The organism is Buttiauxella sp. 3AFRM03, from assembly GCF_003675305.1.
Taxonomy (GTDB): Bacteria; Pseudomonadota; Gammaproteobacteria; order Enterobacterales; family Enterobacteriaceae; genus Buttiauxella; species Buttiauxella ferragutiae.
This window is the reverse complement of the sequence record NZ_CP033076.1, coordinates 2,821,475-2,837,198: the sequence shown is the minus strand read 5'-3', so window position 1 is coordinate 2,837,198 and position 15,724 is coordinate 2,821,475. Positions and strand designations below refer to the sequence as shown.

Annotated in this window: 13 protein-coding genes, 4 tRNA genes and 1 other RNA gene; 17 read left to right on the top strand and 1 reads right to left on the bottom strand. The window is 49.5% G+C overall.

Annotation, left to right across the window (positions count from 1 at the left end; translation table 11 throughout):
- Positions 1 to 4 precede the first annotated feature (4 nt).
- Entirely contained in the window at positions 5 to 1,276 is a 1,272-nt protein-coding gene (rhlB, locus tag D8682_RS14725; RefSeq protein ID WP_064541580.1) for an ATP-dependent RNA helicase RhlB, read from the bottom strand.
- 131 nt (positions 1,277 to 1,407) lie between these two features.
- Here rhlB and trxA point away from each other — a divergent pair, with 131 nt between their 5' ends.
- The 17 genes from trxA to D8682_RS14640 all read left to right on the top strand — a co-directional run bounded on the left by trxA (position 1,408) and on the right by D8682_RS14640 (position 15,272).
- Positions 1,408 to 1,737 carry a thioredoxin TrxA gene (gene trxA / locus D8682_RS14720; RefSeq protein WP_034461718.1) on the top strand — a complete coding sequence of 110 codons (330 nt, stop codon included), beginning with the start codon at positions 1,408 to 1,410 and terminating at the stop codon, positions 1,735 to 1,737.
- A 356-nt stretch (positions 1,738 to 2,093) separates the two neighbouring features.
- Positions 2,094 to 3,353 carry a transcription termination factor Rho gene (gene rho / locus D8682_RS14715; protein WP_034492237.1) on the top strand — a complete coding sequence of 420 codons (1,260 nt, stop codon included), beginning with the start codon at positions 2,094 to 2,096 and terminating at the stop codon, positions 3,351 to 3,353.
- A 252-nt stretch (positions 3,354 to 3,605) separates the two neighbouring features.
- On the top strand, positions 3,606 to 4,697 hold the full coding sequence (gene wecA, locus D8682_RS14710; RefSeq protein WP_121814586.1) for a UDP-N-acetylglucosamine--undecaprenyl-phosphate N-acetylglucosaminephosphotransferase: 1,092 nt from the start codon (positions 3,606 to 3,608) through the stop codon (positions 4,695 to 4,697).
- A gap of 23 nt (positions 4,698 to 4,720) precedes the next feature.
- A complete protein-coding gene (gene wzzE / locus D8682_RS14705; RefSeq protein WP_121814585.1) occupies positions 4,721 to 5,770 on the top strand; it encodes an ECA polysaccharide chain length modulation protein in 1,050 nt (349 codons plus the stop codon).
- Between the two features lie 62 nt (positions 5,771 to 5,832).
- A complete protein-coding gene (wecB, locus tag D8682_RS14700; protein WP_064541569.1) occupies positions 5,833 to 6,966 on the top strand; it encodes a non-hydrolyzing UDP-N-acetylglucosamine 2-epimerase in 1,134 nt (377 codons plus the stop codon).
- On the top strand, positions 6,963 to 8,225 hold the full coding sequence (gene wecC, locus D8682_RS14695) for a UDP-N-acetyl-D-mannosamine dehydrogenase (RefSeq protein ID WP_121814584.1): 1,263 nt from the start codon (positions 6,963 to 6,965) through the stop codon (positions 8,223 to 8,225). Before wecB ends, wecC begins: the two co-directional genes overlap by 4 nt.
- Before the next feature lie 25 nt (positions 8,226 to 8,250).
- Entirely contained in the window at positions 8,251 to 8,940 is a 690-nt protein-coding gene (gene rffC, locus D8682_RS14690; RefSeq protein WP_121815712.1) for a dTDP-4-amino-4,6-dideoxy-D-galactose acyltransferase, read from the top strand.
- Positions 8,941 to 8,944: 4 nt separating this feature from the next.
- Positions 8,945 to 10,075, top strand: coding sequence for a dTDP-4-amino-4,6-dideoxygalactose transaminase (gene rffA / locus D8682_RS14685; protein WP_121814583.1), 1,131 nt, complete (start codon positions 8,945 to 8,947; stop codon positions 10,073 to 10,075).
- 1 nt (position 10,076) lies between these two features.
- A complete protein-coding gene (gene wzxE / locus D8682_RS14680) occupies positions 10,077 to 11,327 on the top strand; it encodes a lipid III flippase WzxE (protein ID WP_064541560.1) in 1,251 nt (416 codons plus the stop codon).
- Complete coding sequence (locus D8682_RS14675) at positions 11,324 to 12,403, top strand: TDP-N-acetylfucosamine:lipid II N-acetylfucosaminyltransferase (RefSeq protein WP_121814582.1); 1,080 nt, start codon at positions 11,324 to 11,326, stop codon at positions 12,401 to 12,403. The genes wzxE and D8682_RS14675 overlap by 4 nt, the downstream gene beginning before the upstream one ends.
- On the top strand, positions 12,400 to 13,776 hold the full coding sequence (gene wzyE, locus D8682_RS14670; protein WP_121814581.1) for an ECA oligosaccharide polymerase: 1,377 nt from the start codon (positions 12,400 to 12,402) through the stop codon (positions 13,774 to 13,776). The genes D8682_RS14675 and wzyE overlap by 4 nt, the downstream gene beginning before the upstream one ends.
- Positions 13,773 to 14,513 carry a lipopolysaccharide N-acetylmannosaminouronosyltransferase gene (gene wecG / locus D8682_RS14665; protein WP_121814580.1) on the top strand — a complete coding sequence of 247 codons (741 nt, stop codon included), beginning with the start codon at positions 13,773 to 13,775 and terminating at the stop codon, positions 14,511 to 14,513. The genes wzyE and wecG overlap by 4 nt, the downstream gene beginning before the upstream one ends.
- 157 nt (positions 14,514 to 14,670) lie before the next feature.
- Positions 14,671 to 14,747, top strand: a tRNA-Arg gene (locus D8682_RS14660).
- Between the two features lie 73 nt (positions 14,748 to 14,820).
- A tRNA-His gene (locus tag D8682_RS14655) sits at positions 14,821 to 14,896 on the top strand.
- A 16-nt stretch (positions 14,897 to 14,912) separates the two neighbouring features.
- A tRNA-Leu gene (locus D8682_RS14650) sits at positions 14,913 to 14,999 on the top strand.
- A gap of 46 nt (positions 15,000 to 15,045) precedes the next feature.
- Positions 15,046 to 15,122 (top strand) — tRNA-Pro (locus D8682_RS14645).
- A 36-nt stretch (positions 15,123 to 15,158) separates the two neighbouring features.
- A non-coding RNA gene (locus tag D8682_RS14640) (RtT sRNA) lies at positions 15,159 to 15,272 on the top strand.
- Positions 15,273 to 15,724 lie beyond the last annotated feature (452 nt).

Genomic DNA, 15,724 nt, shown 5'->3' with positions numbered 1-15,724 from the left:
ATTTTTAACCTGTGCGACGACGATTACCACGGGAGGCACCACCATTACGGCGAGGACCGTTACCCGGACGGGAACGTGTCAGACGCTTCGGTGGAGGAAGTTCGCTTAACAGTGCTTCAGTTTTGTACTTACTGACTGGGATTGAGTGACCGATATAGGTTTCAATGGCAGACAGGTTTAACGCATAGTCTTCACAAGCAAGGCTGATGGAATGGCCACTTTCGCCAGCACGACCGGTACGGCCAATACGGTGAACGTAGTCTTCGCAGTCATCCGGTAAATCGTAGTTGAAAACATGAGTGACAAGCGGGATGTGTAAACCACGAGCGGCAACATCGGTTGCAACTAAGATGTCGAGATCGCCACGAGTGAATTCATCAAGAATGCGCAGACGTTTTTTCTGAGCCACATCGCCGGTTAACAGACCAACACGATGCCCATCAGCAGCCAGGTGACCCCAGATATCTTCACAACGGTGTTTGGTGTTAGCAAAGATAATGGCACGGTCTGGCCACTCTTCTTCGATTAGCGTCTGCAACAGGCGCATTTTCTCTTCGTTAGAAGGGTAGAACAGCTCTTCCTGGATGCGGTGACCGGTTTTTTGTTCCGGTTCAACTTCCACGTATTCCGCGTTGTTCATCTGTTCGAACGCCAGTTCACGCACACGGTAAGATAAGGTGGCAGAGAACAGCATGTTCAGGCGTTGGGTAACAGGAGGCATGCGACGGAACAACCAACGAATATCTTTAATAAAGCCGAGATCGTACATACGGTCAGCTTCATCAAGCACCACAACCTGAATTGCACCTAAGTTGATGTGGTTTTGTTTGGCGTAATCAATCAAACGGCCAGTGGTACCGATAAGAATATCAACACCGCTTTCCAGCACTTTAAGCTGTTTGTCGTAGCCGTCGCCACCGTAAGCCAGGCCGAGTTTCAGGCCGGTCGATTGTGCAAGTGGCTCTGCGTCAGAGTGAATTTGTACTGCCAGTTCACGAGTCGGTGCCATGATTAAAGCACGCGGCTGGTTCACCTGGCGATTCTCTGGAACCGGGTGAGAGAGTAAATAATGGAACGTTGACGTTAAAAACGCCATCGTTTTGCCAGTACCGGTTTGCGCCTGCCCTGCAACGTCACGATTCGCTAGTGTCAGCGGTAGTGCCAGTGCCTGAATTGGGGTGCAGTTATGGAACCCTTTATTTTCAAGGGCTTCAATCACCTTAGGGTGCAGGGCGAAGTCGGAAAACTTCTGTTCGGTCAAATGTGTTTTGCTCATAGTGTAGTAGAATATCAGTTTACTATTGCTTTACGAAAGCACATCCGTTGAAATAAACGGGGTGAAATAAAGTCACCCCAAGTTGGTTGAGGCTACACCAACAAGGTAGACATAATCCTGCGGAGTAGAACATGAGCGATAAAATTATTCACCTGACTGACGACAGTTTCGACACGGACGTGCTAAAAGCTGATGGGTTGATCCTGGTTGATTTCTGGGCAGAGTGGTGTGGTCCATGCAAGATGATCGCCCCGATTCTTGATGAAATCGCTGATGAATATCAGGGCAATCTGACCGTTGCTAAACTGAACATCGATCAGAACCCGGGCACCGCACCGAAATACGGTATCCGTGGTATCCCAACTCTGTTGCTGTTCAAGAATGGTGAAGTGGCTGCGACCAAAGTTGGTGCGCTGTCTAAAGGCCAGTTAAAAGAGTTCCTCGACGCTAATCTGGCATAATGGAATCTCAGCCGGTGCGTGCGGGTTCGCAATTTTTTGTGAGCTGCTGGACGCCCGGCGTCAGTCATGCTAAGTTACTTTTACTGCATTTTGAACTTGTCTTGTAGTTTGAATCTTTGTATTACCCAATGCTTCCAGTTAACTTTCACTAAGACGCTGTTTTACAGTGAACATATGGTCGCAAAATCGATTTCGGGCATATCACCCATTCCGTCGTGTCGTTTCAGTTCTGCGTTTTTCCTATGACCAGACAGCGATAAGACATGTGGTGGTGGCCATTAAACAGGCATGGATGATCCTGCCATACCATTCACGATCATGTTCGAGATTTACCCCGAGTTTAAGAACCCACCATTATGAATCTTACCGAATTAAAGAATACGCCGGTTTCTGAGCTGATTACTCTCGGCGAAAATATGGGGCTGGAAAACCAAGCCCGTATGCGCAAGCAGGACATTATTTTCTCCATCCTGAAGCAACATGCTAAGAGTGGTGAAGATATCTTTGGTGACGGTGTGCTGGAGATATTGCAGGACGGATTTGGTTTCCTCCGCTCTGCAGACAGCTCCTACCTCGCCGGTCCTGATGACATCTACGTTTCTCCCAGCCAAATCCGCCGTTTCAACCTCCGCACAGGGGATACCATCTCCGGTAAGATTCGCCCGCCGAAAGAAGGTGAGCGTTACTTTGCACTGCTGAAAGTAAACGAAGTCAACTATGACAAACCGGAAAATGCGCGTAGCAAAATCCTGTTCGAAAACTTAACCCCGCTGCATGCGAACTCTCGTTTACGCATGGAACGTGGTAACGGTTCTACCGAAGACTTAACCGCACGCGTACTGGATCTGGCATCGCCAATCGGTCGCGGCCAGCGTGGCCTGATTGTGGCACCGCCGAAAGCTGGTAAAACCATGCTGCTGCAAAACATTGCTACCAGCATTGCGTATAACCATCCTGATTGTGTACTGATGGTTCTGCTGATTGACGAGCGTCCGGAAGAAGTGACCGAGATGCAGCGTCTGGTTAAAGGTGAAGTTATTGCTTCTACCTTTGATGAGCCAGCCTCGCGCCACGTTCAGGTTGCCGAAATGGTCATCGAGAAAGCAAAACGTCTGGTTGAGCACAAGAAGGACGTAATTATTCTTCTCGACTCCATCACCCGTCTGGCTCGTGCCTACAACACCGTGGTACCGGCATCTGGTAAAGTGTTAACCGGTGGTGTGGACGCTAACGCCCTGCATCGTCCAAAACGCTTCTTCGGTGCTGCACGTAACGTGGAAGAGGGTGGTAGCCTGACTATCATCGCAACGGCTTTGGTTGATACCGGTTCTAAAATGGATGAAGTTATCTACGAAGAATTTAAAGGTACCGGCAACATGGAACTGCATCTGGCGCGTAAAATCGCTGAGAAGCGTGTGTTCCCTGCCATCGACTATAATCGTTCTGGTACCCGTAAAGAAGAATTGCTGACTACCCAGGAAGAACTGCAGAAAATGTGGATCCTGCGTAAAATCATCCACCCAATGGGTGAGATTGATGCCATGGAATTCCTCATCAACAAGCTGGCGATGACGAAAACCAACGAAGACTTCTTCGATATGATGAAACGCTCGTAAGCCATAAAAACTCGGGGAACGCCACGCTTAGTCGTGGCGTTTTTCTTTTCTGGTATATACGATATAGAATCAACTATCACGGTTAAGCATCAACCGTGGCAATGGATGCCATGATGTTATTAGTCGCAACGCTTGGATAGTGTTGTTTAAATAACAAACGGGTTGTTCAGGGATTCGATGTATATAACCATTGGACGGGGCTGACTTCGATTGAGTTTTCCTTGACCTTTTATTTTGCAGAGAGCTTGCACTGTGAATTTAATCACCGCTGGAACTGACCTGGTAAGTATTTTTTTATTCACTACCGTTTTTCTTTTTTTCGCTCGTAAGGTGGCAAAAAGAATCGGTCTGGTAGATAAACCAAACTTCCGCAAACGCCACCAGGGACTCATCCCTTTGGTCGGAGGCATTTCTGTTTATGCCGGGATCTGCTTTACTTTCCTGATTGCCAATTATTACATCCCACACGCATGGCTTTATTTGACTTGTGCCGGGGTACTGGTGTTCATCGGTGCTCTGGATGATCGCTTTGATATCAGTGTAAAAATTAGAGCCTCGATTCAGGCATTAATTGGCATTGTCATGATGGTTGTCGGGAAATTATACCTGGTCAGCCTTGGGTATATATTTGGTTCCTGGGAAATGGTTCTCGGCCCATTCGGTTATTTTTTAACCCTGTTTGCCGTCTGGGCTGCAATAAACGCCTTCAATATGGTTGATGGTATTGATGGCCTGTTGGGTGGGCTTTCTTGCGTATCCTTTGCAGCAATGGGAATCATCCTTTATTTCGATGGGCAATTGAGCCTGGCGATGTGGTGCTTCGCAATGATTGCCGCCATCTTGCCTTATATTCTTTTAAACCTCGGGATACTTGGACGTCGCTATAAAGTATTTATGGGGGATGCGGGTAGCACGCTCATCGGATTTACGGTTATCTGGATCCTACTGGAAACCACTCAGGGTCAAACTCATCCAATCAGTCCAGTCACTGCTTTGTGGATTATTGCTATTCCTTTGATGGACATGATTGCCATCATGTACCGCCGTTTACGCAAAGGCATGAGTCCATTCTCCCCAGACCGCCAGCATATTCACCATTTAATCATGCGTGCTGGGTTTACTTCCCGTCAGGCTTTTGTGCTTATCACAGCCGCAGCAGCATTGCTTGCGAGTATTGGCGTGGCTGCTGAATATATTCATTCCATACCCGAGTGGGTAATGTTGGCATTATTCTTGCTTGCATTTGTCCTATATGATTATTGCATCAAACGCGCCTGGAAAGTGGCTCGTTTTATAAGACGCCATAAGCGTCGGCAACGTAGAAACAGCAGTAGCATTTCTTAATTCTGAATGTAATTGGGGAAGTGATGAAACAAAACGTGCCAGGAAATAACCCGGGAATGGTAGACAACGAGTTGGACATTCGTGGTTTATTCCGGACACTTTGGCAAGGGAAGCTGTGGATTATTGGCGTGGCAGCTTTGTTTGCTGCCGTAGCGCTGATCTATACTTTCTTTGCCAAGCAGGAGTGGAGTGCTAACGCGATAACCGATCGTCCAACCGTGAATATGCTGGGTGGTTTTTATTCTCAGCAGCAATTCCTGCGCAATCTTGACCTCAGATCTAACATGTTGCCGGTCGATCAGCCGTCGGTGATGGATGAAGCTTACAAAGAATTCATCATGCAGCTGTCTGCTTACGATACCCGTCGTGATTTTTGGCTGCAGACTGACTATTACAAACAACGTCAGGTTGGCAATAGTAAAGTGGATGCCGCGCTATTGGATGAAGTCATTGATAACATTCAATTTATTGCTGGTGATGCCACCCGTAACACTAGCGATAGCGTGAAGCTAATTGCTGAAACTGCCGCTGATGCTAACAACTTGCTGCGCCAATATGTCGCTTTTGCCAGCCAGCGTGCGGCAAGCCATCTCAATGAAGAACTGACGGGGGCCTGGGCTGCTCGTACTGTTCAGATGAAAGCGCAAGTTAAACGCCAGGAAGCAGTAGCGAAGGCAATTTTTGACCGCAAAGTGCACAGTGTCGAGCAAGCGCTGAAAATAGCACAGCAGCAAAATATTTCTAAAAGTGAAACAGAAGTTCCTGCCGACGAGTTACCAGATTCTGAAATGTTCATGTTAGGACGTCCTATGTTGCAAGCACGCCTTGAAAGCTTGCAAGCGGTAGGTCCAGACTATGACATCGACTATGACCAGAATCGAGCCATGCTGTCGACGCTGAATGTTGGGCCGACGCTCGACGCTCGCTTCCAAACCTACCGCTATTTACGTACCCCTGAGGAACCTGTGAAGCGTGATAGTCCGCGCCGGGCATTCTTGCTGATTATGTGGGGTATGGTTGGGGCCCTGATTGGTGCTGGTGTGGCATTAGCCCGCCGTCCAAAATTGTTATAACGCCCTTACCCGGTGAAAGCTCGATGGACGGCTTTCACCTTTTTTAATTAAAGAGAATCGCTGTGAAAGTGTTAACTGTTTTTGGCACGCGCCCAGAAGCCATTAAAATGGCTCCACTTGTTGATGCGTTGGCAAAAGACCCGTTTTTTGACGCAAAAGTCTGCGTGACAGCACAGCATCGCGAGATGCTGGATCAAGTGCTGAATCTATTTTCTATCGAGCCGGATTATGATTTAAACATCATGAAACCGGGGCAAGGGTTGACGGAAATCACCTGCCGCATCCTCGAGGGACTAAAGCCGATTCTTGAGTCATTTAAGCCGGATGTGGTTCTGGTACATGGCGATACCACAACGACACTCGCCACTAGTCTTGCTGCATTTTATCAGCGTATTCCCGTTGGGCATGTTGAAGCGGGTCTGCGTACTGGCGACCTGTACTCCCCGTGGCCAGAAGAAGCGAACAGAACCATTACCGGGCATCTGGCGATGTATCACTTCGCGCCAACAGAGAATTCCCGACAAAACCTCTTACGTGAAAATATCAGCGACAGTAAGATCTTCGTTACCGGTAATACGGTGATTGATGCGCTGATTTCCGTCCGCGATCGCGTGTTGGCTGATGATAGCTTGCGCAGCTCTTTGGCGGAGTGTCATCCGTTCCTCGATAACAGCAAAAAACTGATTCTGGTTACCGGTCACCGCCGCGAAAGCTTTGGCGATGGTTTTGAACGTATTTGTCACGCGCTGGCTGAAATTGCTAAAGAAAACAGCGATGTTCAGATTGTTTATCCTGTGCATTTGAATCCAAATGTTAGCGAGCCTGTGACGCGTATTCTTGGTGATGTTAAAAACGTGGTGCTGATCGACCCACAGGAATACTTGCCGTTTGTCTATTTAATGAACCATGCCTACCTGATTCTGACCGACTCCGGTGGTATCCAGGAAGAAGCGCCATCGCTGGGAAAACCCGTATTGGTGATGCGTGATACTACAGAGCGCCCGGAAGCGGTTGATGCAGGAACCGTTCGTTTGGTGGGTACGGATACTCAAGAGATTGTCCGCCAGGTAACGCGTTTGTTGAAAGACCAAAACGAATACGAAGTGATGAGTCGGGCACATAATCCTTACGGTAACGGTAAGGCCTGTGAACAAATTTTGGCTGCATTGAAGAAGAATCAGGTGACACAACAATGAGTTTTGCAACCATCTCTGTGATTGGTCTTGGCTATATCGGATTACCTACTGCGGCTGCATTTGCCTCTAAACAGCAACACGTCGTAGGGGTTGATATCAGCCAACATGCTGTAGACACCATAAATCGTGGTGCTATTCACATCGTTGAGCCTGACCTGGATAAGGTGGTCAAAACTGCTGTGGAAGGTGGTTTTTTACGCGCCAGTACCAGGCCAGTTAAAGCTGATGCTTTTTTGATTGCGGTGCCAACGCCATTTAAAGGCGATCACGAACCGGACATGGTTTATGTTAAAGCTGCCGCCGAGTCCATCGCTCCCGTCCTTAAGAAAGGGGCTTTGGTGATTCTGGAGTCCACTTCTCCGGTCGGTTCAACCGAGCAAATGGCGCAATGGTTAGCCGAACTTCGCCCTGACCTGACATTCCCTCAGCAGGCTGGTGAAGCAGCAGATGTTAACGTGGCTTACTGCCCGGAACGAGTATTGCCAGGCCAGGTGATGGTTGAGCTTATCAAAAACGATCGGGTTATTGGCGGCATGACGCCAATCTGTTCGGCTCGTGCCAGCGAACTGTACAAAATCTTCCTGGAAGGTGAGTGTGTGGTGACGAACTCCCGCACCGCTGAAATGTGTAAGCTCACTGAAAACAGCTTCCGCGATGTGAATATTGCCTTCGCCAACGAGCTGTCGCTGATTTGTGCCGCACAAGGGATTAACGTCTGGGAATTAATCCGCCTGGCGAACCGTCACCCGCGCGTCAATATCTTGCAGCCGGGTCCGGGTGTTGGTGGGCATTGCATCGCGGTTGACCCATGGTTTATCGTCGCGCAGAACCCAGAGCAAGCACAGTTGATCCGTACCGCGCGTGAGGTCAACGATGGCAAGCCGCACTGGGTTGTCAATCAGGTGAAAGCCGCCGTAGCTGACTGCCTGTCAGAAACAGGAAAGCGCGCCAGTGAAATCACTATTGCCTGCTTTGGCCTTGCGTTTAAACCTAACATTGACGACCTGCGTGAAAGCCCTGCCATGGAAATCGCTGAGCTTCTCAGCACCTGGCATAGTGGTAAAACTCTCGCAGTTGAGCCCAACATTCACCAGCTGCCGAAAAAACTGCTCGGACACTGTGAATTAGCCACTACGGATGAAGCCCTTTCACAAGCTGACGTGTTGGTGATGTTAGTCGATCACCAGGCATTCAAAGTTATTCCGGGTACACAAGTTCAGCAACGCTGGATTGTTGATACCAAAGGAGTCTGGCGCTAGTTCTCGCCAGACGCAGATGAAGCCGATGACGTCTAACTCTGTACCCGTTCACGCAAGAATTGAATCTCTCGACTGGGAGAACCAATTCTTTGCGGCGAATAGCGGAATTCTTCGTTTTGAAGATGACGCGCCCTTGCTGACTCCACCACTCCTTGCGGCGTTTACCCGTGTGCAGGCAAAAATCGCTACCCAGCAAACCCTCTTGCTTGATGGTTTGCAGCAACTCGGTTTTAAACTGGTTGAAGGAGAAGTCGATCTTGCACTGAAAGTTGGCACGCAACATGCTCCATCTTCTCTACAGCTAGCCACAGATACGGATATCCCTGTATTACGGGATTTAGCCGCTAAAATTTTCACACAAAGCCGTTTTCGCGCGCCCTGGTATCAACCAGCTGATAGTGGAAATTTCTATGCACAATGGGTTGAAAATGCAGTGCTTGGTACTTTTGACCACGAGTGCCTGATATTGAAAAATGGTGATGTGATACAAGGCTTTGTCAGCATGTGCCAACTCAATGAGCGCGAGGCGCGTATTGGTTTACTGGCGGGACGCGGTGTGGGTGCCGAATTGATGGATGCCGCGCGTTTATGGTGTCAGCAGCGTGGGCTACAAACGCTGCGCGTGGCTACACAAACCAGCAATACCGCAGCTCTGCGACGTTATATTCAAAGCGGTGCCAACATAGAAAGCACCGCCTTCTGGTTATACAGGTGAAAAAATGATTCCATTTAATGCTCCGCCAGTTGTAGGTACGGAAATCGAATACATGCAGGCTGCGATGGGTAGCGGCAAGCTCTGTGGCGACGGTGGTTTCACCCGTCGCTGTCAGCAATGGATGGAGCACCGTTTTGGCAGCAAAAAAGTGCTGCTGACACCTTCTTGTACCGCATCGCTGGAAATGGCCGCGTTGCTGCTGAATATTCAGCCCGGCGATGAAGTGATTATGCCAAGCTATACCTTTGTTTCTACAGCGAATGCCTTTGTTCTACGTGGCGCCAAAGTTGTCTTTGTTGATATTCGCCCGGACACCATGAACATCGACGAGAAGCTGATTGAAGCAGCCATCACCGAGAAAACGCGAGCCATTGTTCCGGTTCATTACGCGAGTGTTGCTTGCGAAATGGACACCATTATGGCGATTGCGACAAAACATAAACTCTTTGTGGTGGAAGATGCCGCGCAGGGTGTGATGTCGACCTACAAAGGCCGCGCCTTAGGAACAATTGGCCATATTGGTTGTTTCAGCTTCCATGAAACCAAAAACTACACTGCCGGTGGCGAAGGGGGAGCGACGTTGATAAACGACGCTTCACTTATCGAACGCGCGGAAATTATTCGCGAAAAAGGCACCAACCGCAGCCAGTTCTTCCGTGGGCAGGTCGACAAATACACCTGGCGTGATATTGGCTCTAGCTACTTGATGGCCGACCTACAGGCCGCGTACCTTTGGGCGCAACTGGAAGCCGCTGAAAAGATTAACCAACAGCGCCTGAAACTGTGGCATGCCTATTACGACGCGCTTGCACCACTGGCTAAAGCCGGGCGAATCGAATTGCCATCGATTCCAAAAGACTGTGTACAGAATGCGCACATGTTTTATATCAAGCTGCGTGATATCGAAGACCGCAGCGCGCTGATTGCGTATCTCAAAGAGGCAGAAATTATGGCGGTGTTCCATTACATCCCATTACATGATTGCCCGGCTGGCGAGAAGTTTGGTTACTTCCACGGCGAAGACCGTTTCACCACACAAGAAAGCGAGCGCCTGCTGCGTTTGCCACTGTTCTACAACTTGTCTCCAGCGAACCAACGTACCGTTATCAATACGTTGTTAAGCTTCTTCTCCTGATATGTCACTCGCGAAAGCCTCAGTGTGGACCGCAGGGTCCACACTGGTAAAAATTGCTGCCGGTTTGCTGGTGGTGAAACTGCTTGCGGTGGCATATGGCCCAGCTGGCGTCGGTCAGGCGGGAAACTTCCGCCAGATGGTCACGGTATTGGGCGTGCTTGCCGGAGCGGGGATCTTCAACGGCGTGACAAAATACGTCGCGCAGTATCACGATCAGCCCGAGCAATTACGCAAGGTTATCGGCACGTCGTCGGCGATGGTGTTGGGTTTCTCAACACTTTTAGCCATCATTTTTGTGGTTGCAGCAAAGCCCATCAGCCTTGGTTTATTTGGGCATGAGAATTACCAGGGATTAGTGCGTCTGGTGGCGTTAGTGCAGATGGGTATCGCCTGGGCGAACTTGTCGTTAGCCATCATGAAAGGTTTTCGTGATGCGGCTGGTAACGCGCTGGCACTGATTGGTGGCAGTCTTATTGGCGTGATGGCGTATTACCTTTGTTATCGCCTGGGCGGATATCAGGGGGCGTTGCTGGGGCTTGCGTTGGTGCCTGCGTTGGTACTTATTCCGGCAGGTATCATGCTGGTTCGCCGCGAGCACGTACCATTTGGCTACCTGAAACCGCAGTGGGATAAAGTTTACGCCAGTAGCCTTGGTAAATTCACTATCATGGCGCTGATCACCTCTGTGACGCTCCCAGTGGCTTATGTCATGATGCGTAACCTGCTTGCTGCTCACTACAGTTGGGAAGATGTCGGGATTTGGCAGGGCGTAAGCAGCATTTCGGATGCCTACCTGCAATTCATCACCGCTTCGTTTAGCGTTTATTTGCTGCCAACGCTTTCACGCTTAACCAACAAAACCGACATCAGCCGCGAGATTGTTCGTTCTCTGAAGTTTGTTCTGCCTGCGGTTGCGGCGGCAAGCGTCACCGTCTGGCTGTTACGCGACTTTGCTATCTGGCTGCTTTTTTCGCATAAATTCATTGCGATGCGCGATCTTTTTGCCTGGCAGTTGGTGGGCGATGTGCTGAAAGTGGGCTCATATGTGTTTGGTTATCTGGTGATAGCCAAAGCCTCGCTTCGCTTCTATATCTTGACTGAAATCAGCCAGTTCACATTATTGACCGGTTTTTCACATTGGCTTATACCTGCGCATGGTGCCTTGGGGGCCGCGCAGGCATATATGGCAACGTACATCATTTACTTTACGCTCTGTTGCAGCGTTTTCCTCATTTATCGTAGACGAGCATGACGACACTGATTCACGTTTTGGGATCGGATATCCCACACCATAATCAAACGGTACTGCGCTTCTTCAATGACGCACTGGCTGTTTCAAATCTGCATGCCCGCCAGTTTATGGTGGTGTCAAAGGACGACGCTTTGCTTTCCGCTTTTCCGGCACTTACCGTAACGCTTTACCCAACTAAAAAAGCGCTGGCGCAGGCCGTGGTGGAAAAGGCGCGGGCTAATCGCCAACAACGCTTTTTCTTCCATGGGCAGTTTAACAGTGCGCTATGGATTGCCTTGCTGACCGGTGGTTTGAAGCCCACCCAGATGTACTGGCATATTTGGGGCGCTGATCTTTACGAGGCCTCGAAGAGCCTCAAGTTTCGGGTATTTTACCTGCTGCGCCGTATTGCGCAGGGGCGGGTGGGGCGAGTTTTTGCCACGCGCGGCGACCTGAACTACTTCCATGAACGTCACCCGAATGTAGCTGGCGAACTGATTTATTTCCCGACGCGCATGGATTCGTCGCTGAATACTTTGGACCCTGGTGACGTGAAAATCGGCAAAATGACGCTGCTGGTGGGCAATTCTGGCGATCTTAGCAATCAACATATTGTGGCGTTGAAAGCGATTCATGCCCAGTTTGGCGACACGGTACGCGTGGTGGTTCCGATGGGCTATCCCGCTAACAACGATGCGTATATTCATGAGGTACAGCAAGCAGGCCGAGCGTTGTTCAGCGAAGAGAACCTACAAGTGCTGACGGAAAAAATGGACTTCGACGACTATCTGGCGCTGTTGCGTCAATGCTCGCTGGGATATTTCATTTTTGACCGCCAGCAAGGAATCGGCACGCTTTGCTTGCTGATTCAGGCGGGCATTCCGTGCGTGTTGAGTCGCAAAAACCCGTTCTGGCAGGATATGGCTGAACAGCATATTCCCGTGCTCTTTGCTGGTGACACACTGGATGAGTCGATCGTCCGCGAAGCGCAGCGTCAACTACGCTTACTGGATAAACAACAAATTGCCTTCTTCAACCCTAATTACATTGACGGCTGGAAACGGGCGCTGGACATCGCTTCGGGAGAAACCGCATGAGTATGCTGCAATTTGGCGGTTTGTTTGTGGTCTGGTTCTTATCAGTGATGTTCATTGGCACGTTAACGTACCAGGAATTTCGCCGGGTGCGTTTCAATTTTAATGTGTTCTTCTCGCTGCTTTATCTGCTGACATTTTTCTTTGGCTTCCCGTTTACCTGCACGCTGGTGTTCCGCTTCGGCGTGGCGGTCGTACCGGCCGATGTGTTGCTACAAGCACAACTTGCAGCAGTCTGTTTCTACGGTATCTACTATGTTGCCTACAAAACGAGGCTGCGTGCGAAGAGAACTGAAACGGTGCGGCGTCCTGTCTTTACCATGAACCGGGTCGAGACTCATCTGACGTGGGTGATGTTGATGGTGGTGGCGCTGGTCAGTGTTGGCATCTTCTTTATGCATAATGGTTTTTTGTTATTTAAGCTGCACTCCTACAGCCAGATTTTCTCCAGTGAAGTGTCGGGCGTTGCGTTAAAGCGCTTCTTCTACTTCTTTATCCCCGCCATGCTGGTGGTCTATTTCCTTAAACAAGATGGCCGCGCCTGGATGTTCTTCCTGGTCAGCACAGTAGCGTTTGGCTTGCTGACTTACATGATTGTTGGCGGGACTCGCGCCAATATCATCATCGCGTTCGCCATCTTTTTGTTCATCGGTATTATTCGCGGTTGGATTTCGCTGTGGATGCTGGCGGCGGCTGGCGTCTTCGGTATCGTCGGCATGTTCTGGCTGGCATTGAAACGCTATGGTCTCAATGTGAGTGGTGATGAAGCGTTTTATACCTTCTTGTACCTGACGCGCGATACCTTCTCTCCGTGGGAAAACCTGGGATTACTACTGCAAAATTACGACAAAATTGAATTCCAGGGATTGGCACCGATAGTACGTGATTTCTATGTCTTTATTCCGACATGGCTGTGGCCAGGTAGGCCTGGTATTGTACTGAATAGTGCGAACTACTTTACCTGGGAAATTCTCAACAACCATTCTGGCCTGGCGATTTCACCAACCTTAATTGGCTCGCTAGTGGTGATGGGCGGTGTGTGGTTTATCCCGTTGGGCGCAGTGGTAGTGGGGCTAATCATCAAATGGTTCGACTGGTTGTATGAGCTGGGGAATCGGGAAACCAACAAGTACAAAGCAGCCATTCTGCATAGTTTCTGTTTCGGGGCGATCTTTAACATGATTGTTCTGGCACGAGAGGGCCTGGATTCCTTCGTCTCACGCGTTGTATTTTTCCTGATGGTATTTGGTGCCTGCTTGCTGCTGGCTAAACTGCTCTACTGGTTATTTGATAGTGCGGAGCTGATACATCAACGGTTAAGACGTTCCCCGCAAGCTGTCTCAGGCACCCAAAAAGCATCACAAGGAATATCATGAACCGACTGACTACCGCCCCTTCCTATGCCATTCGCGGTCTGAACCTTCTGGGCTGGCGCGATATGCAGCATGCTTTGGATTACCTCTACATAGAAGGAACACTGCGTAGAGGTACGCTGGTGGCGATTAACGCAGAGAAAATTCTTGCCGCAGAACGTGAGCCGGAAGTGCGAACGCTGATCGAAGCCGCGGAATACAAATACGCCGACGGAATTAGCGTGGTGCGTTCCATTCGCAAAAAATTCCCTGGCGCGGTTGTGTCACGAGTGCCTGGTGCTGACCTATGGGAAGCTTTGATGCAGCGTGCGGGGCAAGAAGATACACCAGTTTTCCTCATTGGCGGCAAACCAGAAATACTGGCGCAAACCGAAGCCAAACTGCGCGAACAGTGGCAGGTTAATATTGTCGGTTGCCAGGATGGTTACTTCAAAGCGGAACAGCAAGCGGCTTTGTTTGAACGTATTCGGGACAGTGGCGCGGCTATTGTGACGGTAGCGATGGGGTCGCCGCGGCAGGAAATCTTTATGAGGGATTGCCGTAAGGTTCATCCTGATGCGTTATATATGGGAGTGGGTGGTACCTACGATGTGTTTACCGGCCATGTGAAGCGTGCACCAAAGATATGGCAGAACCTTGGTCTGGAATGGCTTTATCGTTTGTTGTCGCAACCGAGCCGCATCACACGCCAAATAAAGTTGCTGCGTTATCTGGCCTGGCATTACACCGGTCGGTTATAAAACGCTACCCGACACACCGTTAAAGTGAGTTTTACGGCTGAATTTGGCTGGATAATCATCAGAATGTGCAAAGCATAACCAAATGCGCATTTTATTTAAATAAGCACTAGACAGGTGGGCATGAAGCCCGTAATATCCGACCCCGCAACGGCGCTATGCGCCCGTAGCTCAGCTGGATAGAGCGCTGCCCTCCGGAGGCAGAGGTCTCAGGTTCGAATCCTGTCGGGCGCACCATTAATTGAATGGCGCTGGAGCTGCGGCGGTACTTCTTCTTAGGAAGGTAGACCGCGCGAAAAGATTTACAGTGGTGGCTATAGCTCAGTTGGTAGAGCCCTGGATTGTGATTCCAGTTGTCGTGGGTTCGAGTCCCATTAGCCACCCCATTAATTTAGTGATATTGCGAAGGTGGCGGAATTGGTAGACGCGCTAGCTTCAGGTGTTAGTGTTCTTACGGACGTGAGGGTTCAAGTCCCTCTCTTCGCACCATCTCTAATTTAAAAGAAGTAAGAAGTAAGAAGTAAAAGCAGTATTTCGGCGAGTAGCGCAGCTTGGTAGCGCAACTGGTTTGGGACCAGTGGGTCGGAGGTTCGAATCCTCTCTCGCCGACCAAATTCAAGAAAACCCAATCGAAAGATTGGGTTTTTTTACGTCTGGAGTTTATAGAGGATGAGAATCTCCGAAGGAGGTTTGAGCCGAGCGTAGCGAGACAACGTTGCTTCAGCAACGGCCCGCAGGGGAATAATCCTCTCTCGCCGACCAAATTCAAGAAAGCCCAACCGCAAGGTTGGGCTTTCTTACGTCTGTAGTTTACCGTTTCGTAGGTCGGATAAGCGCAGCGTCATCCGACACCCTTGCGAAAACAGTCCATCTCAATCCCAGTCTCTTATTCGCGACATTCCTGTTTTGATTGTCGCCGTTTGGTGACTATTAACTCATTGATAAAAATGAATAATACCAGGATTGAGTTTATGTGTCTCTAAACAGAGACACTATTGCGGAAAACCTAAAGTCCAGACAAAACCCATCAGCTGCCAGGGCTATCAACGATAACAACATGAATACCAAACGATTATAGGTTCATGGCAATTATGGATTCAAACCTGGCACACATCGTGCAATAATATACAGGTAGATGCTCATTCCACTTCTTATGTTTGCTTAGGCTTCATAAACCCAGGAATGACGCAGAGCCGATTACGGTGCTTATCGTC